This window comes from Streptomyces sp. NPDC001568 (assembly GCF_042893755.1).
Classification (GTDB): domain Bacteria; phylum Actinomycetota; class Actinomycetes; order Streptomycetales; family Streptomycetaceae; genus Streptomyces.
On sequence record NZ_JBIAVF010000007.1, the window covers coordinates 353,727 to 374,776 of the forward strand.

Below are 21,050 nucleotides of genomic sequence, written 5' to 3' on the forward strand. Positions count from 1 at the left end.
AGCGCCGGCGGACGGTACGCGACCGCTCACCGCCGGTGGGGTCGCGCGGAGGAGGGAGCCAACACCGGTTGGGGGCGGCTCACTTGGGTCGGACTTCGCGGCCTGCGCCACGAGCCGTCGCGACGTCGGGGTCGTGGCGCCTTCGGGGGCGTCGGTCGGATCCCCGGGCGGGGGAACGCGTTCTTGTTCTGACCTTCCGTCAGAATGGAACGTGTTCTAGTCTGCCGCGCATGGGCATCGGAATCACTGGGGAACAACGGGAGCTGGCCGGGGCCGTACGCGGCTGGGTCGCACGGGCCGTGCCGCCCGAGGAGGTGCGCAAGCTGCTCGACGCCCCGCCGCGGACCGGGGTGCGGCCCGCCTACTGGGACGGCATCGCGGCGGCCGGACTGCTGGCGCCCCACCTGGAGGGCGGGACGCTGCTGGACCTGGCCGTCGTGGTGGAGGAGACGGCCCGGGCGGCGCTGCCCGGGGCGTTCCTGCCGAGTGCGCTGGCCTCCGTACTCCTGGACCGGGCCGGGGCCGAACCGCTCGGCGGCCGCGTGGGGGCGGTCGCCCTCGGACCCGGCGGCCTCACCGCCCTCGCCGTCGACGGCGGCGGGTACCGGCTGGACGGGGTCGCGCCGCCCGTGCTCGGCGCGGGGGAGGCCGAGCTCGTCCTCCTCGCCGCCGAACCGGCCGGGGCCGGCGGGGCCGGCGGGGCCGGCGGGGCCGGCGAAGTCGCCGCCGGCACGCGCTGGTTCGCGGTGGACGCCGCCGCGCTCGACATCCGCACCCACGAGAGCGCCGACCCGACCCGGCCCACCGCCGAGGTACGGGCGCGGGCGGTCACCGTCCCGGCCGACCGGCTGCTGGAGCTGGACACCGGCCTCGTCACCGACCTGGCCCGCGCCCTGTTCGCCGCCGACGCCTGCGGCACCGCCGCCTGGGCGGTGCACACGGCCGCCGAGTACGCCAAGGTCCGCGAGCAGTTCGGCCGGCCCATCGGACGGTTCCAGGGCGTCAAGCACCTGTGCGCCGACATGCTGGTCCGCCTCGAACAGGCCCGCGCCCTCGCCTGGGACGCGGTGAACTGCGCGGACGAACCCGACGGGGACCCCGCGGCCCGCTCGCTCGTCGCCGCCCTCGCCGCGGGCACCGCCCTCGACGCCGCCTACTCCTGCGCCAAGGACTGCATCCAGATCCTCGGCGGCATCGGTTTCACCTGGGACCACGACGCCCACGTGTACCTGCGCCGGGCGCTCGTGGCCCGCCAACTCCTCGGCCCCGGCGACGGACACCGGCTGAGCGCCGTGCGGTACGCCGCCGCCGGCGCCCGTCGCGCACTGCGCCTGGAGCTCCCCGCCGAGGCCGAGACCCACCGGGCGGCCGCCCGGACCGCCATCGCGGCGGCCCGCGGCCTCGACCCGGCCGCCGCCCGCCGGGTGCTCGCCCCCACCGGCTACGCGGCCCCCTACCTCCCGCCGCCGTACGGGCTCGGCGCCGGGCCCGTCCAGCAGCTCGTCGTCCAACAGGAACTGGAGGAGGCCGGGGTCCGCCTCGCCGACCTGTCCATCGCCACCTGGGTCGTGCCCTCGCTGCTCGCCTACGGCACGGACGCGCAGCGGGAGGCGTACGTCCTGCCCACCCTGCGCGGCGACACGACCTGGTGCCAGCTCTTCTCCGAACCGGGCGCCGGCTCCGACCTGGCCTCGCTGCGGACCCGCGCGGAACGCACCCCGGCGGGCACCTGGCGGATCAACGGGCAGAAGGTGTGGACGAGTTCCGCCCACACCGCCGATTTCGGGATCCTGCTGGCCCGCACCGATCCGGACGCGCCGAAGCACAAGGGCCTCGGCTACTTCGTCGTCGACATGAAGAACACCCGCGGCATCGACGTCCGCCCGCTCAAGGAGATCACCGGCGAGGCCCTCTTCAACGAGGTCTGGTTCGACGACGCGGAACTCCCCGCGGACGCCCTGGTCGGCTCCGTCGACGGCGGCTGGAAGGTCGCCCGCAACACCCTGGGCAACGAACGCGTGCACATGGCCGACCAGATGACCTTCGACACCGGTCTCGAAGCGCTGATCGTCGCCTCCGTCGACCTCGACGGCGCCCACCGGGCGCGGATCGGCGCGCTGGCCGCCGAGGCGCACGCGCTCGCCTGCATCGGGCTGCGGACCACCCTCCAGCAGGTGTCCGGGCTGGAGCCGGGCGCGGGCGCGTCCGTACGCAAACTCCTCCAGACCCCGCACCAGCAGCGGACCGCCGAGCTCGCGCTCGAACTGCTGGGTCCGGCGGGCGCGGTACGGGAGGGGGCGGGGGAGCGGGCGGTGCACGGGATGCTCATGTCCCGCTGCCTGACCATCGCCGGCGGCACCACCCAGGTCCAGCTCAACGTCGTCGCCGAGCGGATTCTCGGCCTCCCCAGGGACTGAAGGGACTGCACGGACATGAAGTCGTACATCGTGGGCGTCGGCATGACGAAGTTCGAGAAGCCGGAATCCCGGGACTGGCAGTACTGGGACATGGTCAAGGAGGCCGGGACCGCCGCGCTGACGGACGCGGGCGTGGACTACGGGCTCGTCGAGCAGGTGCCGGTCGGCTACTGCTTCCAGGCCTCCACCGCGGGTCAACGGGCGGCGTACGAGCTGGGGTTGAGCGGGATTCCGGTCTACAACGTCAACAACAACTGCGCGACGGGATCGACGGCGCTGATGATGGCGCGGCAGTTCGTGGAGGGCGGGATCAGCGACTGCGTCCTCGCGCTCGGCTTCGAGAAGATGAAGCGCGGGGCCCTCGGCGGCGGCGCCGACGGGGGCGACTTCAAGACCTCCCCGGTCGCCCGGCACTACGGGATCATGGCGGCCGCGCACGGCTTCGAGATGTCCCCGCCCACCGCCCAGATCTTCGGGAACGCGGCCCGCGAACACATGGACCGGTACGGGACCACGCCCGAGCAGTTCGCGGCGGTCGGCGCGAAGAACCACCGGCACTCCGCGAGCAACCCGAACGCGCAGTTCCAGGACGTGTACACGGTCGCGGAGATCCTGGCGGCGAAGGAGATCCACGCGCCGCTGACCAAACTCCAGTGCTCGCCCACCTCGGACGGCGCGGCGGCCGCGCTGGTGGTCTCCGAACGCTTCCTCGTCCGGCACGGACTGCACGACAAGGCCGTGGAGATCGTCGGGCAGGCGATGACCACGGACACCGCGGCGAGCTTCGGCGGCTCGTGCATCGACGTCGTCGGCAAACCGATGACGGCCGCCGCGGCCCGCCAGGTGTACGAGAGCTCCGGCCTCGGCATCGAGGACGTCGACGTGGTGGAGCTCCACGACTGCTTCTCCGTCAACGAACTCCTGACGTACGAGGCCCTCGGCATGTGCGCCGACGGGGCCTCCGGCAAGCTCGTCGAGAGCGGCGCCACCACCTATGGCGGACGTTGGGTGGTCAATCCGTCGGGCGGCCTGATCTCCAAGGGCCACCCGCTGGGGGCGACGGGGCTCGCGCAGGCGGCGGAGCTGGTGTGGCAACTGCGCGGCGAGGCCGGTCCGCGACAGGTTCCCGGCGCGGGGGTGGGCCTCGCCCACAACATCGGGCTGGGCGGGGCCGCGGTGGTGACCATGCTGCGGAGGTAGGCCCCCGGCGGGCCCGCGGCAGCCCCGTGGTGCGGCGTCCCGCGTGGCGGGCCCCGGGGAGGGAGCCGAGAATGGGAGGGCCGGACCTCGCCCCGCGCCGTCGCCCGCACCGGGTGAGGGACGGGCGGGTCGGGGTCGGCCCGCCTCGGGGGTTGCCCTCCAAGGGACTACAGGTGATGGCGCATGTGCCGATGGCTCGCGTACTCGGGAACCCCCATGTTGCTCGACACCATCCTGTACAAACCAGCCCACTCGCTGATCGATCAGAGCCTGCACTCGAAGCTGGGTGTGGAGACGACGAACGGCGACGGTTTCGGCGTCGGGTGGTACACGGAAACGCAGGACAGTGACACGCCTGCCGTCCTGCGCGACATCGGGCCGGCGTGGAACAACCGGAACCTGAGGGAGATCGCGGACCACGTCCGGTCCCCGTTGTTCTTCGCGCACATCCGGGCCTCGACCGGCACGGCCGTGCAGCAGACGAACTCGCACCCCTTCCGGCACGGCCGCTGGATGTTCATGCACAACGGCGCCGTCTCCGGCTTCCACCTCATGCGCCGCGAACTCTGCATGCTCGTCGACCCGGCCCTGTTCGCCGAGATCGAGGGGACGACGGACTCCGAGGTGATGTTCTACCTGGCCCTCACCTTCGGGCTGGAGCAGGACCCGCCCGCCGCCGTCGCGCGGATGGCGGGCGTGGTGGAGCGGGCGGGCCGCGACCACGGTGTGGAGTTCCCCCTCCAGATGACGCTCGCCATCACCGACGGCGTACGCGTCTGGGGCTTCCGCTACTCCAGCGGACACAGCTCCCGGTCGCTGTTCTACAGCAGCCGGGTCGAGACGCTGCGCCGCCTGCACCCCGACAAGGCGTTCCTGCGGGACGTCTCCGACGAGACCCGGCTCATCGTCTCCGAGCCCCTCGGTGACCTGCCGGGCGCGTGGAACGAGGTGCCGGAGAGCACCTACGGCGTCGTACGGCCCGACGGCCAGGACGCCCTGTTCCCCTTCCACCCGGCGGCGGTGTGAGGCACCCCCCGGCAACCGGTCCGAGCGCGGCGTGACGTGCGCGCGCCCATGTCACGGCCGGTCCAGCGCCGGGTCGATCACGGTCTCGCCCCGGGAGGCGCGACGCAGGGCGTCCGCGAGGTCCTCGACGGGGCCGTCGCGCAGGACCAGGCCGGCCGCGCCCGCCGCGAGGACGGAGTCCAACAGGCCCGGCCGCGCCGAGCCCGTCAGGACCAGCACCCGGCATTCCGGATCGTCCGCCAGCAACTCGGCGACCGAAGCGGGGTCCTCGACCAGGGCCACCGCCGGGCGGGCGGTCAGGTCCCGGACGACCTCGATGTCCGGCTGGAGGCCGAGGTGCACGGCCAGCGCCGGGTTCGGCGGGTGCAGCAGCACGCGCAGGGATCGGGCGGGGCGGTGCGCGGAGGGCATTTCGTCCACCCCGGAAGGGTAAGTCCAGGCCCCCGCGCCGAACGGCAACACGCTTGGCGGAAAGTGCGTCTGACGTGAAGTCAGGAGTCTTCCCAACTGCTGGGACGTGCGTTATACATTCCCTCACCAGCCCTAGAACGCGTTCTAGAACGCGGCCCGGGGTCGGTCCCGCATACGACCTCGGTGCGGCCGACGGTGCGGACGGCCGCACCGAGGTCTTCCAAGGCCTCGGTTTCCGACGACCCCCGGTTTCCGACGACCCCGGTTTCCGACGACCCCCGGTTTCCAACGACAGGGAGCAGCAGCCTCATGCCGATCGATGCCGCCAGGGCACTCGCCGCCGAACCCCGCCAGGGGGACATCGGCTGGGACCACAAGGACATCCAGCTCTACCACCTCGGACTCGGCGCGGGCCTGCCGGCCACCGACCCGGACGAGCTGCGCTACACCCTGGAGTCCAAGCTCCACGTGCTCCCCAGCTTCGCCACCGTCGCCGGCGCCGGCATGGCCATGCTCGGCGGTCTCGCCGCGCCCGGCATCGACGTGAACCTCGCCTCCGTCCTGCACGGCGGCCACTCCATCGAGCTGCACCGGCCGATCCCCGTCAAGGGGCGGGCCACCTCCACCTCCAAGGTCGCCGCCCTCTACGACAAGGGCAAGGCGGCCGTGATCGTGCTGCGCTCCGAGGTCGCGGACGCCGACGGGCCGCTGTGGACCAGCGACGCGCAGCTCTTCGTGCGCGGCGAGGGCGGCTTCGGCGGCGAGCGCGGGCCCTCCGTACGGTCGGACCTGCCCGAGCGGACGCCCGATCGCGTCGAGGAACGTCGCATCCGGGAGGACCAGGCGTTGCTCTACCGGCTCTCCGGCGACTGGAACCCGCTGCACGCCGACCCCGAGTTCGCCAAGCTCGCGGGCTTCGACCAGCCGATCCTGCACGGCCTGTGCTCGTACGGGATGACCCTCAAGGCGGTCGTCGACACCGCGCTCGGCGGCGACGTGTCCCGGGTCCGCGCCTACCGGACCCGCTTCGCCGGGATCGTCTTCCCCGGCGAGACGCTGCGCATCCGTATGTGGCAGGAGCCCGGCCGCGTCCTGATCGCGGTGAGCGCCGTCGAACGGGACGACGCGCCGGTCCTCGCCGACACCGTCGTCGAACACGCGTAGGGCTGCGCCGCGGCCACCCGGCGACGAGGCGAGGCATCAGCTCAGCACGACGCAGCAGAGCAGCACCGCAGCACCGCAGCAACGCAGTCGGACCGACAGAAGGAGCCGCACCGTGCGCGCAGCACTCCAGAGCGAGATCGGCCAGGACAAGCTGGAGGTCGTCGAGGACATGGAGGCCGTGGGCCTCGGTCCCGGCAAGGTGAAGATCCGCATCAGGGCCACCGGCCTGTGCCACTCCGACCTCTCCGCGATGAGTGGCGTCCTGCCGCAGCCCGCACCCTTCATACCGGGCCACGAGGGCTCCGGCGTGATCGCCGACGTCGGCGACGGGGTCACCCACCTCAAGCAGGGCGACCGGGTCCTGGTCTGCTGGCTGCCGCCGTGCGGGGACTGTCCCTCGTGCAAGCGCGGTCAGGGACACCTGTGTCTGGCGAGCCTCGTCAACGCCGGTACCCCCAACTTCCGCCGGGCCGGCGGGGACATCTTCGGCTTCGCGGCGACCGGCACCTTCGCCGAGGAGCTCGTCGTCGACGCCAGGTGCGCCGTGCCGATCCCCGACGACGTGCCCTTCGACATCGCCGCCCTCATCGGCTGCGGCGTCACCACCGGACTCGGCGCGGCCATCAACACCGCCAAGGTGGAGGCCGGTTCGTCCGTCGCCGTCATCGGGTGCGGCGGCGTCGGCATCTCCGTCATCCAGGGTGCCAAGCTCCAGGGCGCCGCCCAGATCATCGCCGTCGACCCGGTGGAGTCCCGGCGCGAGGCGGCCCTGCGCTTCGGTGCCACGGAGGCCATCGCCCCGGACGCCTTCGACGACGCCAAGAACCGGATCACCTCCGGGGAGGGCTTCGACTACGTCTTCGAGGTCGTCGGCAAGTCCGCCACCGCGCAGACCGCCTACAAGATGACCCGGCGCGGCGGCAGCGTCGTCATCGTCGGCGCGGGCGCCCTCGACGACACCTACCAAATCGACATGTTCTCGCTGTTCTTCGACGAGAAGAAGATCCTCCCGTCGATGTACGGCGGCGGGGACGTCCTGCGCTCCTACGAGCGGACCATCGCCCTGTGGCGGGCCGGCCGGGTGGACCTCGCCGGCCTGATCACCCACCGGGTGAAGCTCGCCGAGATCAACGACGCGCTCGACCAGATGCGCACCGGCACGGCCCTGCGCACCTGCATCGAACTCTGACCGCGTCGACCCCGACCCGCGTCGACCCCTGACCCGTATCGACCCCTGACCCGTATCGAGAGGAACCGTACGGATGTCACTGCCACTTGAGGGACTCTCCGCCATCGTCACGGGCGCCGGACGCGGCCTCGGCCGGGCCGAGGCGATCGAACTCGCCCGGCTCGGTGCGGGCGTGGTCGTCAACGACTTCGGGCAGAGCGGCCGGGACGGCTCCGGGGAGGCCTCCGCCGCCCCGGCGGAGGAGGTGGCCGAGGAGATCCGGGCCGCGGGCGGACAGGCGGTGGCGCACCTCGGTGACGTGGCCGACTTCGAGCAGGCGCGGGAGCTCGTCGCGCTGGCGGTGTCCCGCTTCGGCAAGCTCGACGTGCTGGTCAACAACGCGGGCATCCTGCGCGACCGGATGGTCTTCTCCATGTCGGAGGAGGAGTGGGACTCGGTGATCCGGGTGCACCTCAAGGGCCACTTCAACACCACGCACTTCGCGTCCGCGCACTGGCGGGAGCGGTCCAAGGCGGCGGGCGGCCCGGTGTACGGCCGGATCGTCAACACCTCCTCCGAGGCCTTCCTCGGCGGCTCGGCCGGTCAACCGAACTACGCGGCGGCCAAGGGTGGCATCGTCGGCCTGACCACCTCCACCGCCCTGGCATTGGCCAAGTACGGGGTGACGGCCAATGCCATCTGCCCGCGCGCCCGTACCCGGATGACCGAGGACGTCTTCGCGGGCTTCCAGGTCCCGGAGGAGGGCAGGTTGGACGCCCTCGCCCCCGAGCACGTCGCCCCGCTGGTCGGCTACCTGGCCTCACCGGCCTCGGCGAAGGCCAACGGGCAACTGTTCGTGGTGCACGGCGGGATCGTGGTCGTGATGGAACGCCCGCGGGTGGCCGCCAAGTTCGACACCACCAAGGAGGCCTTCTCCTACGAGGAGCTCGACGAGGTCCTCACCCCGCACTACGACTCCCGCCCGGCGAACGAGACCTTCGCGGCGACCGAGGTACTGGGCCTCAAGCACGACTGACCGCCACGGAGCGAGGAGGGGCGGCGGCCCGGGGCGGGGACCCCCGGGCCGCCGCCCCGCCGTGCCCGGACCGGACCCGCCCCGCGCGGGCGCGGTGGGTTTCAGTCCAGGAAGCCGAGCGCGTCCCGCAGGTCGGCGGGGCCGCGGTAGTGCACGCCCGTCATCCCGAGCGCCTCCGCCGCGTCGATGTTCTCCCGCCGGTCGTCCACGAACAGGCACCGGGCCGGTGCCGCCCCGGCCCGCGCGAGCGCGATCTCGTAGATCTCCCGGTCCGGCTTGGCCACGCCCACCCGGGCGCTGCTGACGACGTGGTCGGCGAGGCCGGTCAGGCCCATCGTCTCCAGGTCGTCCTCCAGGTCCAGGGTTGCGTTCGTGACCAGGACCAGCGTCAGCCCCGCCGCCCGGGCCTCCCGCAGCGCGTCGACCGTCGCGTCGTCCGCCGAGAACGGGGCCCCCGCCAGAGCCGAGGCCAGTTCGTGCGCCCGCTCCGCCGGGAGGCCGTGCGAGCCGGTCAGGCCCTCGGTGACGGACTCCACCCACTGGGCCGGGGTGATCCGGCCGCGCATCAGCGGCCCGTCGCGCTCCGGGGCGAACGCGACCTTCGAGGTGGTGCCCTCGGGCAGCCCCGCGCGGCGTTCCAGTCCGGCCAGGCGTGTGGAGTCGTAGAAGCGGATCACATTGTCGACATCACACAGCACCGCGTCGAAGGGCAGGGCCGGACCGCTGGATTCGGAGATCGTCACCGGCCCTGCCTACCACGGGCCGGTGGAACCTCAACCGAGCGGGGCCTGCTGGAGCGGGACCGGCCGGGGAGCGGGCTCCGGCAGCGGGTCCAGGCGCACGGGCGGGAGCGGGGCGACGGGCTGGCCGAGGCTCATGACGCCGCAGGGGACCTCCGGGACGGCGTACGGCAGGTGCAGGCGGCCCTCCGCGCTCCACAGGCCGGCGCCGCCCAGCCAGCCGGTCGGGGCCGCGAGCCGGAACACGTGCCGGTCGGCGGGCCGCCACAGGGCGAGGCCGGCCTCGCCGACGCGCAGCGCGACCCCGCAGGTCTCCGGCATCAGGACCTGGCCCGGCTGGACCGCGAACGGGGTCGCCTCCTCCGGCAGCCGCAGGCACTCCGGGAAGCGGACGGGCCGGGCGCTGCCCAGCACCCCCCAGCCGAGCCGCATCTCGCCCGGGGCGTCCGAGCGGATCACCAGCAGCCCGCTGTCGGGGGCGGCCAGCAGCAGCCGGTCGTCACTGTCCTCGGAGATCTGGAGCAGCGGGCTGACCGCGCCGGCCAGGTCCACGGCGACGGTCTTGGTCCGGCCGTCCAGTTCGCGGTCCAGCGCCAGCAGCCGACCCGCCCGGTCCAGCCAGACGCCGCCCGAGCAGAGCCCCGGGACCTGGGCGACCCGCTGCGGGCCGGAGGGATTTCCGGCCACCTGCCAGACGGTGCTGTCCTCGGGCCCCACGGCGAGGGCGTAGGCGCGGACCCCGTCGGGCGACGGGGGCAGCAGGGTGACCCGTAGCCCCTCCTGGGCCAGGATCGCGCCGACGACGAGCTCCCCGGTGCGGGGCTCCGCCTCGGTGCCCGTCGGGTACAGCAGGGCGAAGACGTGCCGGTCGGCGACCCGGCGGTGGATCAGCACCCGCCCGTCGGCCAGCGGCAGCACCTCGCTGTCGGCCTCCTCCGGCTGGGCGAGCGGCAACGGCACCGCGTACGCCTCCGGCCCGGCCAGCGTCCAGCGTTCCGGGTAGCGCGCCTCCTCCTCACCGGCCAGCCGAGCGGCGTACGCGCCGTCGGCGGTGATCGTGAACGGGTCGGTCCTCGTGATCTCGATGGCGCAGACAGTCATCCGGGCCGTCACCTCCGCTGAGGAAGCTAGTTTCGTCCCCCCTGCCGAACCACAGGTCGCAGCAGGCTTCACACGTACGGGTGGCCACGGGGCGGTTCGCCCGCAGAGGTCGGCGCGATTGTGCTGTTGCATATCGGGGCGTTTGGGGTACGGGCGCGGTGCCGGGGGTCGGCGGCGGGTGCCGAACCCGCGCCCGCACCGGTCCCGGTGCCCGCCGGCAACCCCGGGCACCGAGCGGCGTTCCGCCGCCGTGCGCACCCCCGGCCGGGTCCTGAGCGGCCCGGAGACGAAGGGGGGCCCGAAAAAGGGGCGGTAGCCTTGGCCTGTGCCCCGTCTCTCTGAAGTCATCGCCGCGCTGGACGCTCTCTGGCCCCCCTCGCGGGCCGAGCAGTGGGACGCGGTCGGAACCGTGTGCGGCGAACCCGACGCCGAGGTGTCCCGCGTGCTGTTCGCCGTGGACCCGGTCCAGGAGATCGCCGACGAGGCGGTGAAGCTGGGCGCCGACCTGATCGTCACCCACCACCCCCTCTACCTGCGCGGGACCACGACCGTCGAGGCGGGCACCTTCAAGGGCCGCGTCGTGCACACGCTGATCAAGAACGACATCGCGCTGCACGTCGCCCACACCAACGCCGACACCGCCGACCCCGGCGTGTCCGACGCCCTGGCCGGAGCCCTCGACCTGCGGATCACCGGCCCCCTCGTGCCCGATCCCACCGACCCGACGGGCCGTCGCGGTCTCGGCCGGATCTGCGAACTGGACCACCCCGAGACCCTGCGCGCGTTCGCCGCCCGCGCCGCCGCCCGGCTGCCGCACACCGCGCAGGGCATCCGCACCGCGGGCGACCCGGACGCCGTCATCCGCACCGTCGCCGTCAGCGGCGGCTCCGGCGACAGCCTCTTCGCGCAGGTCCGCGCCGCCGGCGTGGACGCCTTCCTCACCGCCGACCTGCGTCACCACCCGGTGTCCGAGGCCCGCGAGCAGAGCCCGCTCGCCCTCGTCGACGCCGCCCACTGGGCCACCGAGTGGCCCTGGTGCGAGCAGGCCGCCGCCCAGCTCGACGCGATCTCCGAGCGCCACGGATGGGGTCTGCGGACCCACGTCTCGCGTACGGTCACCGACCCCTGGACGGCGCACGCGCCGTCCGTCACGCCCCCTTCTCACTCAGGAGCCCCCAACTGAACGCCGAGCCCGCCGACCAGATCCGACTTCTCGACATCCAGGCCCTGGACGTCCGGCTGTCTCAGCTCGCCCACAAGCGCAAGTCGCTGCCCGAGCACGCCGAGGTCGACTCCCTGACCAAGGACCTCAGCCAGCAGCGGGACCTGCTCGTCGCCGCCCGCACCCAGGCCGGCGACGCCGCCCGCGAGCAGACCAAGGCCGAGCAGGACGTCGACCAGGTGCGCCAGCGGGCCGCCCGCGACCAGCAGCGCCTCGACACCGGCGTCGGCATCTCGGCCCGCGACCTGGCCAACCTGCAGAGCGAGGTCGTCTCCCTCGCCAAGCGGCAGGGCGACCTGGAGGACGTCGTCCTGGAGGTCATGGAGCGCCTGGAGGCCGCGCAGGAGCGCGTCACCGGCCTGACCGAGCGCGTCTCCGCCCTGGAGACCAAGCTGACCGACGCCACCGCGCGCCGCGACGCCGCCACCGGTGAGCTCGACGACGAGGCCGCCCGGATCTCCAAGGACCGCGAGGTCATCGTCGGCTCCATGCCGGCCGCCCTGATGGCCCTGTACGAGAAGATCCGCGTCAAGCAGGGCGGCGTCGGCGCCGCGCGCCTGTACCAGCGCCGCTGCGAGGGGTGCCGGCTGGAGCTGGACATGGCGGAGATCAACGAGATCAAGGCCGCGGCCCGCGACCAGGTCGTCCGGCACGAGAACTGCGGCCGCATCCTCGTCCGTGCGGCGGACTCGGGCATCTGATGCCGCACTTCGTCGTCGAGGCGGACGGCGGATCCCGGGGGAACCCGGGGCCCGCCGGCTACGGCGCGGTCGTCCTGGACCCGGCGACCGGTGAGACGCTCGCCGAGCGCGGCGAGTTCATCGGCGTCGCGACCAACAACGTCGCCGAGTACAAGGGCCTCATCGCCGGTCTCAAGGCGGCGCGCGAGTTGGCGCCCGACGCGACGGTCCGGGTCCGGATGGACTCCAAGCTGGTCGTCGAGCAGATGTCCGGCCGCTGGAAGATCAAGCACCCGGACATGAAGCCGCTCGCCGCCGAGGCCGCGAAGGTCCTGCCGCGCGCGCAGGTCACCTACGAGTGGATCCCGCGCGAGCGCAACAAGCACGCGGACCGGCTCGCCAACGAGGCGATGGACGCGGGCAAGCGCGGCAAGCAGTGGGAGCCCTCGGCCTCCACGGCCGTCTTCGCCGCCCCCGCGGCCCCCTCCGGGCCGCCCGGCGACGCGGCGAAGGGCGCCGCGGCCGTCCGCGCCGCCCTGGCCTCCGGCGGCGCCACCGGGGCCCGCGCGACCGACACCGCCGCCGCGCGCTCCGTCGCCGCCGGGACGCGGGAGTCCGCCACGCTGTTCGACGACGGCACGGGCCCGGACGGCGCCGCGGCCGGCGGTGGTACGGCGCAGGCCGGCCCCGCGACCCCGCGGACCGGTACGAGCACGGGTACGGGCACCGGCTGGGGTCCCGACATGGGTGCGCCGGCCACGTTCGTGCTGCTCCGGCACGGCGAGACGGCCCTCACCCCGCAGAAGCGGTTCTCCGGCAGCGGCGGCACCGACCCCGAGCTGTCCCCGGCCGGCCGCCGGCAGGCCGAGGCCGTCGCCGCGGCGCTGGCCGCGCGGGGCACCGTACAGGCCGTCGTCAGCTCACCGCTGCGCCGCTGCCGGGAGACCGCCCAGGCCGTCGCGGACCGCCTCGGGCTCCCCGTCACCGTCGAGGAGGGGCTCCGCGAGACCGACTTCGGCGCCTGGGAGGGGCTGACCTTCGCCGAGGTGCGGGAGCGGTTCCCGGACGACCTCCAGGCCTGGCTGGACTCCGCGAAGGCGGCCCCCACGGGCGGCGGCGAAAGCTTCGCGGCCGTCACCCGCCGGGTCTCCGCCGCCCGCGACCGCCTCACGACCGCCCACGCGGGCCGCACGGTCCTGCTGGTCACGCACGTGACCCCGATCAAGACGCTGGTCCGCCTCGCCCTGGGCGCCCCGCCGGAGTCCCTGTTCAGGATGGAACTCTCCGCGGCCTCCCTGTCGGCGGTCGCCTACTACGCCGACGGCAACGCCTCGGTCCGGCTCCTGAACGACACCGGCCACCTGCGCTGAGCTGCCGCTAAAGCAGAGAACCCCCGCCGTCCCGGCGGGGGTTCTCGCACGTGCGCCCACGGGCGCGAGGTGAGGGGTACGGCAGACGAGTCGGCCTGTACGCCGGGTTCTGTCGCCCGGAGACCTCGCGGTCGCCGGGGAGACGGCCATCCATCTAGGACCGGCGTTGCCACCGGTCTCGTGCGGTCTACCCGCGAACATCGGGCGGGCAGCCCTCGATCGTCCGCGCAGACCCGTCCGGGGACGGATCCTCTTGACCTTGCTCCGGGTGGGGTTTACCTAGCCGCCTGAGTCACCTCAGGCGCTGGTGGTCTCTTACACCACCGTTTCACCCTTACCGAGGACCGAAGTCCCCGGCGGTCTGTTTTCTGTGGCACTGTCCCGCGGGTCACCCCGGGTGGCCGTTAGCCACCACCCTGCCCTGTGGAGCCCGGACGTTCCTCGGCGGGATCCGGGGACCCCGACGCGGCCGCCCGGCCGACTCGTCTGTCGTGCCGACCATGTTACCGGCTGTCCGTGGCGGCTTGACCTTGCCGCAACGTCAGGGTTTCTACTGGGGGGCATGCGGATCGGAGAGATCGCCGTGCTCGTCGGGGTCACCACCCGGGCGATCCGGCACTACCACCATGTCGGGCTGCTCCCGGAACCGGAGCGGCGCCCCAACGGATACCGGGCCTACACCGTGCGCGACGCCGTACTGCTGGCCCGCGTACGAAGGCTCACGGAGCTCGGCCTGAGCCTGGACGAGGTGCGCGACGTGCTCGCGGACGACGCCGGGCGCGAACTGGCCGACGTCCTGCGCGAGCTCGACGCCGACCTCGCCCGGCAGGAGGCCGAACTGGCCGAACGCCGACGCCGGCTCGGAGTGCTGCTGGCCGCCGACCCCGGCGAGGGCGAACCGGTTTCCCCCGCCCTCGCCGCGCTGCTGGCCCAGGCGCCGCCGACGGACTCGGCCGCTGCCGCCAAGGACCGCGAGCACCTGACGCTCCTGGACAACGTGGGCGCCGGGGGAGAGGCCGTGTACGCCGCCCTCGGGCAGGTCGCCGCCGACCCGAAGATCCTCGAACTCTACGAACGGCTCGACGAACTCGAAGGGGCCGCCGCCGACGACCCGCGGATCGGGCCGCTCGCGAAGGCGCTGGTCGCGGTCGTCCCCGAAGACGTGTTCGCCGCCATCCCCACCGACGGAGTGCTCGCGGACGGGTTCAAGGAGGCGCTGCTCGCGGACTACGCCCCCGCCCAGGCGCAGGTCGTCCGCCTGGTCATGGACGCCTTCACCCGGCGCACGGGCGGAGGTGGCCGGCGATGAGCGCCGTCCGCGCGGCCCGCGTCGCGGTCGCCGCCGTCCTACCGGGCGAGCTGCTCCTCGTCCTCTGCGTCGCCTCCGGGGTCCGGCCGCCCGGTCGGGTCGTGGCCGCCGCCGAGGTGCTCGTCCTCGGGGCGCTGCTGCTGGAGGCCTGGGTCCTGCGCTCCCTGTACGCGGCCGCCCGGGCCCGCGGCGCCGGCCCGGCCGGGGCGCGGGCGGAGGCGGTGCGGGCCGTGGTGCCGGTCGCCGTACGCCGCCTGCTGCTGCACGAGCTGCGCGCGGCCACCTCGCTTGGCCGGTGGGCGCTGCGCCGCGAGCACGGGGTCCGCCCCGGCGACGTCACCGCCGGCTACACCGGACCGCAGACGGCGATGATGTACGGCCTGGTCTTCGTGTCGGTGGTCGAGACCGTCGCCCTGGCGTTCCTCATCCCCTGGCCGGCCGTGCACCGGGTGGTGCTGGTGCTCGACGTGTACGGGGTCCTGCTGGTGTTGGCCATGCACGCCGCCTGCGTGACCCGACCGCACGTGGTGCGCCCCGACGGGTCGCTGCGGATCCGGTACGGAGCCCTGTTCGACCTCACCGTCCCGGCGGACGCGGTGACCTCGGTCCGGGTCGACCGCCGCTACCCGGAGGGCCGGCTGGTCAAGCTGTCCGGCGACGACCGCGAGGGGGGCGACGGCGGGGTGCTCGATCTGATCGTGGGGAGCCAGACCACCGTGACCCTGGAGCTGAACCGCCCGCTGGAGTTCCGCCGCCCGCTCGGCGCCCGCGCGCGGGCCCGGACGATCCGCTTCCACGCCGACGACCCGCGCGCGCTGGTCACCGCCTTGCGGCAACCCGCACCCCCGTGACGGGCTGCCGCACTGCGCGGCGACCCTCCGGGGAGGAGCCGTAGGCCGAGGGTGGCAGGCCCGACCGGCCCCGTCTTGTCAAAAACGGCACTGCTCAGGAACGGCACTGCTCAGGAACGGCACTGCGCGAGCGGCGTTCCGGCGAACGGTTCCCCGGGGAGCAGGACGCTCGTGATCCGGCCCGGCATCCGGTCCAGGGACGAGCCCGGTGGCAGGCCGCCCCTCAGCACCGCGAACCGGGCGGGCGGCAGGCCGGTCATGGCCTTCACGTCCCGCCCGAAGTGGGCCTGGTCGTGGTAGCCGCAGGCGGCCGCGACCCGGGCGGGCGCGGCTCCGGCCGCGAGCTGCCGCAGCGCGTGCTGGAGGCGGAACAGCCGGGCCACCGCCTTGGGCGGCAGGCCGACCTGTTCGCGGAACCGGGCCCGCAGGTGGCGGGCGCTCCAGCCGGTCTCCTCGGTGGCCCGGGTCAGGGAGCCGCCGTCGGCCCACAGTCGGGCCAGGGCGCCGCGCACTTCGGGGGTGACGGCGGGGCCCCCGTCGAGGCGGGCGGCGAGAACGGCGTCGAGGAGGTCGAACCGCGCGGCCCAGCCGTCGAGCTCCCGGAGCCGCTCGGTCAGGTGTCGGCCGGCGGGGCCGAGGACCTCGGCGAGGTCGACGCGCTCCTCCCCGAAGTGGACCATCGGGATCCCGAAGAGCCGATAGGCCCCCAGGGGGCTCATGTTGACCTCCAGGCCGTGCACCGCGCCCGCGTGGACGCCGAGGGCGGGAACGGTGCGCGGCCCGCTGACCAGGGCGCGGGCGGTGGTGGCGGGGCGCAGCCGGGCCGTGGACAGCTCGCCGGTGCGGGTGACCCACAGGCCCTCGCTGAACGTGAAGACGAGGGTGACGCAACCGGTGGGCAGTTCGAGCCGGCGCCGGGGCGCGGCGAACCGGGTCCGGAAGCCGGTGTAGTTGAGGACGTACGGACGCAGGACGGCGGCGGGCCGCCGCCTGCTCCCGCCGGGGGCCGCGCCGGCGGGCGCTCGCGGGGGCACGTCGACGGAACGCAACCGCGCCCCCTTCCCGGGCCGTCGCGCGGCCCGACCTGCCGCGCGGTGCGCAGATGATGACAGCCGGCGGCCCGGGGAGCCAGAGCCGCAGCGACCCCCACCCCCCGGGGCCTGCGGCCGGGCCGGTCAGGCGGGAGCGAACAGGACCTTCGCGGTGCCCGGGTCGGCCTCCGTCAGGCGGACCCGGATGCGGGCGCCGAGCGGGAGGTCGTCGGTGACGGATTCGACGCGGCCGACGACCGCGGGGTCCTCCAGGTGGACGGTGCCCACCCGCGGTTCGTGCTCCTTGACGTCGATGACCGTCGCCTCGAAGGTCTCCCCGACGTGGTCCTTGAGGACGGCCGCCTCGACGAGGTCCACGCACGCGCGTTCCACCGCGTTGGCCGTCCGGGTGCCCTCTGCCATCTCCCGGGGCAGCGCGGCCAGTGCGTCGGTGGCCCATGCCGGAGGCTCGGCCGCGGCCGAGGCCGCCACGCACAGCTCGCCCGCGTACCGGTCGGCGAGCCGGCGCAGCGGGGCGGTGCAGTGCGCGTAGGGCGCGGCGACGGCCGCGTGCACGGCCGGGTCGGGGGTCTCGCCGCCGGTGAACACGGTGTACCCGGCGCCGCGGAGCAGGGCCGTGCACTCCTGGAGGAAGGCGGCGTGGGCCGGCAGTCGCGGATCGAGGGAGCGTACGAGGCGTGCGTACGGGACGTGGTGCGGCCACTCGATCCGCAGGGCCTGGGCGGCGCGCCGCAGTCGGCCGACCGCGCCGTCCGGGGCGGCGGGCAGGGTGCGCAGGATGCCCGTACCGGCGGCGAGCATGAGCTCGGCCGCGGCCATGCCGGTCATCAGGGAGATCTGCGCGTTCCAGCCCTCGGCGGGCAGCGGGGCCCGGTAGACCAGCCCGTACGTGCCCCCGCGCTCGGTGATCTCCTGTTCGGGGACGTTCAGGGAGATGCCGCCGCGTTCGGTCTCCAGCGTCTCGCGGAGCTTGCCGATGTCCCTCAGCAGCACCAGGGAGGCGTCGGCGGTGCCGGTGTCGAGGTCCTTCTGCACGCCGTCGTAGTCGAGGCGGGCGCGGCTGCGGACCAGGGCCCGGCGGACCTCGGTGGCCTCGACGCGGCCCTCGGCGTCCAGGTCGAGCCGCCACAGCAGGGCCGGTCGGGTCCGGTCGGGGAGGAGGCTGCCCGCGTCCTCGGAGATCACCGGCGGGTGGAGGGGGACCCGCCCGTCGGGGAAGTAGAGGGTGGTGACCCGGCGGTGGGCCTCCGCGTCGAGGGCGCCGCCGGGGGTGACGAAGGCGGCGACGTCGGCGATGGCGTAGTGGACGCGGTATCCGCCGCCGGTCCGCCGCGCGAGGTGCATGGCCTGGTCGAGGTCGACGGAGCCGCGCGGGTCGATGGTGAACAGGGGGATGTCGGTGGCGTCGAGGGTCGGCAGCCGGGGGTCGGCGGCGGCCCGCTCGGCCTCGGCGAGGACCGCCGGCGGGAACTCCTCGGGCACGCCCAGGCGCGTGCGCAGTGCGCGCAGCGCGGCCCGCAGGGCAGCCCCGTCTGCGCCGGTGATGTGCATGAGGCGGCGTGGCATGGACCCGAGCCTAGGCCTTTTTGCCCGGTTGGGGAGGATCTGCCGCCCCCGCCCGGGCGGTCGGGCGCCGGCGGGGCCGCAGGGCGGCCGGGTCCGGGGCGTGCGGTGCGCCGTCTACCCTGGCTCGGGGGCCGCACCCCCTGCGCCGCGTCGTACTGAAGGAGAACCACCGTGCTCGTGCTGCTGCCGCCCTCCGAGGGAAAGGCCGCCGGCGGCTCCGGCGCACCGCTCGACCCGCACTCCCTGTCCTTGCCGGGGCTGGCCGGTGCGCGCGCGGCCGTGCTGGAGGAGCTGGTCGAGCTGTGCTCGGCGGACGAGCTGAAGGCCCGTGAGGTCCTCGGGCTCAGCGAGGGCCTGCGGGGCGAGGTCGCGAAGAACGCCGGGCTGCTGTCCGCGCCCGCCCTCCCTGCCGGGGAGATCTACACCGGCGTCCTCTACGACGCCCTCGGCCTCGCGGACCTGCCCGCCGCCGCCAAGGCCGCCGCGGAACGCTCGCTGCTGGTCTTCTCCGGGCTGTGGGGAGCGGTCCGGGTGACCGACCGGATCCCCTCGTACCGCTGCTCGATGGGCGTCAAGCTGCCGGGGCTGGGCGCGCTGGGAGCGTACTGGCGCACCCCGATGGCCGCGGCGCTGCCGGAGGCGGCGGGCGACGGGCTGGTCCTCGACCTGCGGTCCTCGGCGTACACGAGCGCGTGGAAGCCGAAGGGCGAGGCGGCCGGTCGCACGGCCGGCGTCCGCGTGCTGCACGCGCAGATCGTGGACGGGGTGGAGAAGCGATCGGTGGTCAGCCACTTCAACAAGGCGACCAAGGGCCGCCTGGTACGGGACCTGCTGCTGGCCGGGGCCGCCCCCGCAGACCCGGCCGAGCTGGTCACCGCCCTGCGCGACCTCGGCTACATGGTGGAGGCCGAAGCCCCCGCGAAGGCGGGTAAGGCCTGGTCGCTGGACGTGGTCGTGACGCAGATCCACTGAGACCCGCGCCCGCCGCGAGGGCCGGGCGGTCCGGGGACGCCCCCGCACCGCCCGCCGACGGCGCCCACCGAGGCCCTAGCGGCCCAGGGGCCAGGCCACGGCGGCCGGGGTGTGTCCGGCCTCGCCCGCGTACTGGGCGCAGGCGTCGGTCAGGGTCTCCAGCAGGGTCAGGGGGTCCGGGAGCGGGTGGCTCACGTCGCGCAGCCAGCTCACCGCGAGGTCGCCGGGCAGCGTCGACGGGGGGAGCAGGACGTAGCTGCCCCGGCAGTGCCAGCGCAGGCCCGGGTGCTCGTCCATCGTCTCGGGGTGGCAGTCCAGTTCGCAGGGCCACCATTCGTCCTCGTCCTCCGGCGTACCGCGGGTCGCCGTGAAGAAGAGCATGCGGGCCTGTTCGCCCGTGCCGCCCGATTCGGCCACGGGACCGACCTCGATCCCGGCGGCGAGCAGGCGCTCCAGCGCGCCGCGGCCCGCTTCCAGGGGCACGTCCAGCACGTCGTGGACGATGCCCGTCGCGGTGATGAAGTTGGCCTGGGGCTGGTTGCGCGCCCACCGTTCGATCTGCGCCCGGTCGGTGGTCGACTGCGTCTGCCAGGCGAAGGAGACGGGATGTCGTGCGGGGGTCGGACAGCCGACGCGGTCGCACGAACATCGGTATCCGGCGGGATGGGCGGCCGGGGAGATCGGGAGGCCCGCGGCGGCCACGGCCAGGAGCAGCGCCTCGCGTTCCCTGCCGGGGTCTTCGGGAGCCGGTTTCGAGCGGCGGCGCAGCCACTGGGAAATCCTGCTCTGCTCGCCGCGTTTGACGCGGCCGGACTCAGACCCCATCTATCCCCTCACCTCACCGTTGCCCCGGCGGACTTTCCCCATGGTCCCACCATCCTGCGGCCCGGGTGACCGCACCCCTGGATCCGGGACCCCGCGGCCCGGTCCGATCCGGCCGAACGTTCTCGGCCGACCGGGCCCCGGCCCGCCCGCGCCGGGTCGGGGTGCCCCGGGGCCGTGACCTATCCCACGCCGCCGGGCGCCGGCTCCGCCCCTGCGCCCGGTGCGCCGGCCGACCGCAGCACGGCGTCCACGAGGGCGTCGGCGTAGGCGTGGGTCAGCGGAGCCGTCCGCATCAGCCAGCGGTACGTGAACGGCCCGAGCAGCATCTCCACCGTCAGCCGCAGGTCGGTGTCGGCGGCGATCCGCCCGGCGTCCCGCGCCGACCGCAGCCGCGCCTCGTACAGGGCGAGCTGCGGCTCCAGCAGCTGCTCGGTGAACCGGGCACCCAGCTCCGGGTCGGTGGCCCCGGCGGCGGTCAGGGCGCGCGCGGGCGCCGCGTACTTCTCGTCGTTGAACTCGTCCACGGTGGCCCGCAGTACGGACTTCAGGTCGGCGGCGAGGTCCCCGGTGTCGGGGAAGCCGCTCCACTGCCCGTCCGTCTCCGCGTCCCCGGCCAGGGTGAGCGAGGCGTCCAGCAGGACGGCGGCCTTCGAGGGCCACCAGCGGTAGATGGTCTGCTTGCCGACGCCCGCACGGGCGGCGATGGCCTCGATGGTCAGCTTGTTGTAGCCGACCTCCCCGACCAGCGCGAGGGCGGCGTCGAGGATGGCGCGCCGCGAGCGGTCGCTGCGGCGGGTGGCGTCGGGAGTCTTGCTCATGCCGACCAACGTACCAATGCGAGACGTCTCGTCTTTTGGCGATTCGCTAAACCACCCGGTCAGTTCACTGCGCGGTTCCCCTTGAGGAGAGACGATTCTTTCCACACAACGCACGCCTCGTG

At 74.2% G+C, this 21,050-nt stretch carries 19 protein-coding genes and 1 other RNA gene; 12 read left to right on the forward strand and 8 right to left on the reverse strand.

The window, feature by feature from the left end:
- Window positions 1-230 precede the first annotated feature (230 nt).
- The 3 genes from ACFY0I_RS15910 (at window position 231) to ACFY0I_RS15920 (ending at window position 4,643) form a co-directional block, all read left to right on the forward strand.
- Window positions 231-2,417, forward strand: a complete 2,187-nt coding sequence (locus ACFY0I_RS15910) for an acyl-CoA dehydrogenase (RefSeq protein WP_388895213.1) — start codon at window positions 231-233, stop codon at window positions 2,415-2,417.
- A gap of 15 nt (window positions 2,418-2,432) precedes the next feature.
- On the forward strand, window positions 2,433-3,617 hold the full coding sequence (locus ACFY0I_RS15915) for a lipid-transfer protein (protein WP_388895216.1): 1,185 nt from the start codon (window positions 2,433-2,435) through the stop codon (window positions 3,615-3,617).
- A 183-nt stretch (window positions 3,618-3,800) separates the two neighbouring features.
- Window positions 3,801-4,643: a class II glutamine amidotransferase gene (locus tag ACFY0I_RS15920; protein ID WP_388895219.1), complete on the forward strand. Its 843-nt coding sequence runs from the start codon at window positions 3,801-3,803 to the stop codon at window positions 4,641-4,643.
- A 51-nt stretch (window positions 4,644-4,694) separates the two neighbouring features.
- On the opposite strand, the gene ACFY0I_RS15925 is transcribed toward ACFY0I_RS15920, so the two are convergent.
- Window positions 4,695-5,054, reverse strand: coding sequence for a DNA-binding response regulator (locus tag ACFY0I_RS15925; RefSeq protein WP_388895370.1), 360 nt, complete (start codon window positions 5,052-5,054; stop codon window positions 4,695-4,697).
- Between the two features lie 309 nt (window positions 5,055-5,363).
- Between ACFY0I_RS15925 and ACFY0I_RS15930 the strand changes: the two genes are divergently transcribed.
- The 3 genes from ACFY0I_RS15930 (at window position 5,364) to ACFY0I_RS15940 (ending at window position 8,422) form a co-directional block, all read left to right on the forward strand.
- Window positions 5,364-6,218: a MaoC/PaaZ C-terminal domain-containing protein gene (locus ACFY0I_RS15930; RefSeq protein WP_388895222.1), complete on the forward strand. Its 855-nt coding sequence runs from the start codon at window positions 5,364-5,366 to the stop codon at window positions 6,216-6,218.
- Window positions 6,219-6,330: 112 nt separating this feature from the next.
- Complete coding sequence (locus ACFY0I_RS15935) at window positions 6,331-7,407, forward strand: Zn-dependent alcohol dehydrogenase (RefSeq protein WP_388895225.1); 1,077 nt, start codon at window positions 6,331-6,333, stop codon at window positions 7,405-7,407.
- A gap of 73 nt (window positions 7,408-7,480) precedes the next feature.
- Window positions 7,481-8,422, forward strand: coding sequence for a 3-oxoacyl-ACP reductase (locus ACFY0I_RS15940; protein WP_388895228.1), 942 nt, complete (start codon window positions 7,481-7,483; stop codon window positions 8,420-8,422).
- A gap of 101 nt (window positions 8,423-8,523) precedes the next feature.
- Here the strand turns inward: ACFY0I_RS15940 and ACFY0I_RS15945 are convergent, their stop codons facing one another.
- Complete coding sequence (locus ACFY0I_RS15945; RefSeq protein WP_388895231.1) at window positions 8,524-9,165, reverse strand: HAD-IA family hydrolase; 642 nt, start codon at window positions 9,163-9,165, stop codon at window positions 8,524-8,526.
- Window positions 9,166-9,195: 30 nt separating this feature from the next.
- Complete coding sequence (locus ACFY0I_RS15950) at window positions 9,196-10,263, reverse strand: hypothetical protein (protein ID WP_388895234.1); 1,068 nt, start codon at window positions 10,261-10,263, stop codon at window positions 9,196-9,198.
- Window positions 10,264-10,588: 325 nt separating this feature from the next.
- On the opposite strand from ACFY0I_RS15950, the gene ACFY0I_RS15955 reads away from it, so the two are divergent.
- Genes ACFY0I_RS15955 through ACFY0I_RS15965 form a run of 3 tightly spaced genes read left to right on the forward strand, consistent with a single transcriptional unit; the run spans window position 10,589 to window position 13,535 of the window.
- On the forward strand, window positions 10,589-11,446 hold the full coding sequence (locus ACFY0I_RS15955) for a Nif3-like dinuclear metal center hexameric protein (RefSeq protein ID WP_388895237.1): 858 nt from the start codon (window positions 10,589-10,591) through the stop codon (window positions 11,444-11,446).
- A complete protein-coding gene (locus ACFY0I_RS15960) occupies window positions 11,443-12,186 on the forward strand; it encodes a zinc ribbon domain-containing protein (RefSeq protein ID WP_388895372.1) in 744 nt (247 codons plus the stop codon). The genes ACFY0I_RS15955 and ACFY0I_RS15960 overlap by 4 nt, the downstream gene beginning before the upstream one ends.
- Complete coding sequence (locus ACFY0I_RS15965) at window positions 12,186-13,535, forward strand: bifunctional RNase H/acid phosphatase (protein WP_388895240.1); 1,350 nt, start codon at window positions 12,186-12,188, stop codon at window positions 13,533-13,535. The genes ACFY0I_RS15960 and ACFY0I_RS15965 overlap by 1 nt, the downstream gene beginning before the upstream one ends.
- 82 nt (window positions 13,536-13,617) lie before the next feature.
- On the opposite strand, the gene rnpB is transcribed toward ACFY0I_RS15965, so the two are convergent.
- Window positions 13,618-14,020, reverse strand: an RNA gene (rnpB, locus tag ACFY0I_RS15970) — RNase P RNA component class A.
- A 77-nt stretch (window positions 14,021-14,097) separates the two neighbouring features.
- Here rnpB and ACFY0I_RS15975 point away from each other — a divergent pair.
- Together ACFY0I_RS15975 and ACFY0I_RS15980 are read left to right on the forward strand one after the other, a co-directional pair.
- Window positions 14,098-14,844: a MerR family transcriptional regulator gene (locus ACFY0I_RS15975; protein WP_388895243.1), complete on the forward strand. Its 747-nt coding sequence runs from the start codon at window positions 14,098-14,100 to the stop codon at window positions 14,842-14,844.
- Complete coding sequence (locus tag ACFY0I_RS15980; RefSeq protein ID WP_388895246.1) at window positions 14,841-15,695, forward strand: hypothetical protein; 855 nt, start codon at window positions 14,841-14,843, stop codon at window positions 15,693-15,695. The genes ACFY0I_RS15975 and ACFY0I_RS15980 overlap by 4 nt, the downstream gene beginning before the upstream one ends.
- 110 nt (window positions 15,696-15,805) lie before the next feature.
- Here the strand turns inward: ACFY0I_RS15980 and ACFY0I_RS15985 are convergent, their stop codons facing one another.
- A complete protein-coding gene (locus ACFY0I_RS15985; RefSeq protein WP_388895249.1) occupies window positions 15,806-16,744 on the reverse strand; it encodes a helix-turn-helix domain-containing protein in 939 nt (312 codons plus the stop codon).
- Between the two features lie 126 nt (window positions 16,745-16,870).
- The gene (locus tag ACFY0I_RS15990) at window positions 16,871-18,313 is read right to left on the reverse strand and encodes an RNB domain-containing ribonuclease (protein WP_388895252.1); all 1,443 of its coding nucleotides are present in this window, start codon (window positions 18,311-18,313) and stop codon (window positions 16,871-16,873) included.
- Window positions 18,314-18,484: 171 nt separating this feature from the next.
- Here ACFY0I_RS15990 and yaaA point away from each other — a divergent pair, with 171 nt between their 5' ends.
- Window positions 18,485-19,285 carry a peroxide stress protein YaaA gene (gene yaaA / locus ACFY0I_RS15995; protein ID WP_388895255.1) on the forward strand — a complete coding sequence of 267 codons (801 nt, stop codon included), beginning with the start codon at window positions 18,485-18,487 and terminating at the stop codon, window positions 19,283-19,285.
- Between the two features lie 75 nt (window positions 19,286-19,360).
- Here the strand turns inward: yaaA and ACFY0I_RS16000 are convergent, their stop codons facing one another.
- Both ACFY0I_RS16000 and ACFY0I_RS16005 read right to left on the reverse strand, forming a co-directional pair.
- Window positions 19,361-20,110, reverse strand: coding sequence for a bifunctional DNA primase/polymerase (locus ACFY0I_RS16000; RefSeq protein ID WP_388895258.1), 750 nt, complete (start codon window positions 20,108-20,110; stop codon window positions 19,361-19,363).
- A 179-nt stretch (window positions 20,111-20,289) separates the two neighbouring features.
- A complete protein-coding gene (locus ACFY0I_RS16005; RefSeq protein ID WP_388895260.1) occupies window positions 20,290-20,928 on the reverse strand; it encodes a TetR/AcrR family transcriptional regulator in 639 nt (212 codons plus the stop codon).
- Window positions 20,929-21,050: the final 122 nt, after the last annotated feature.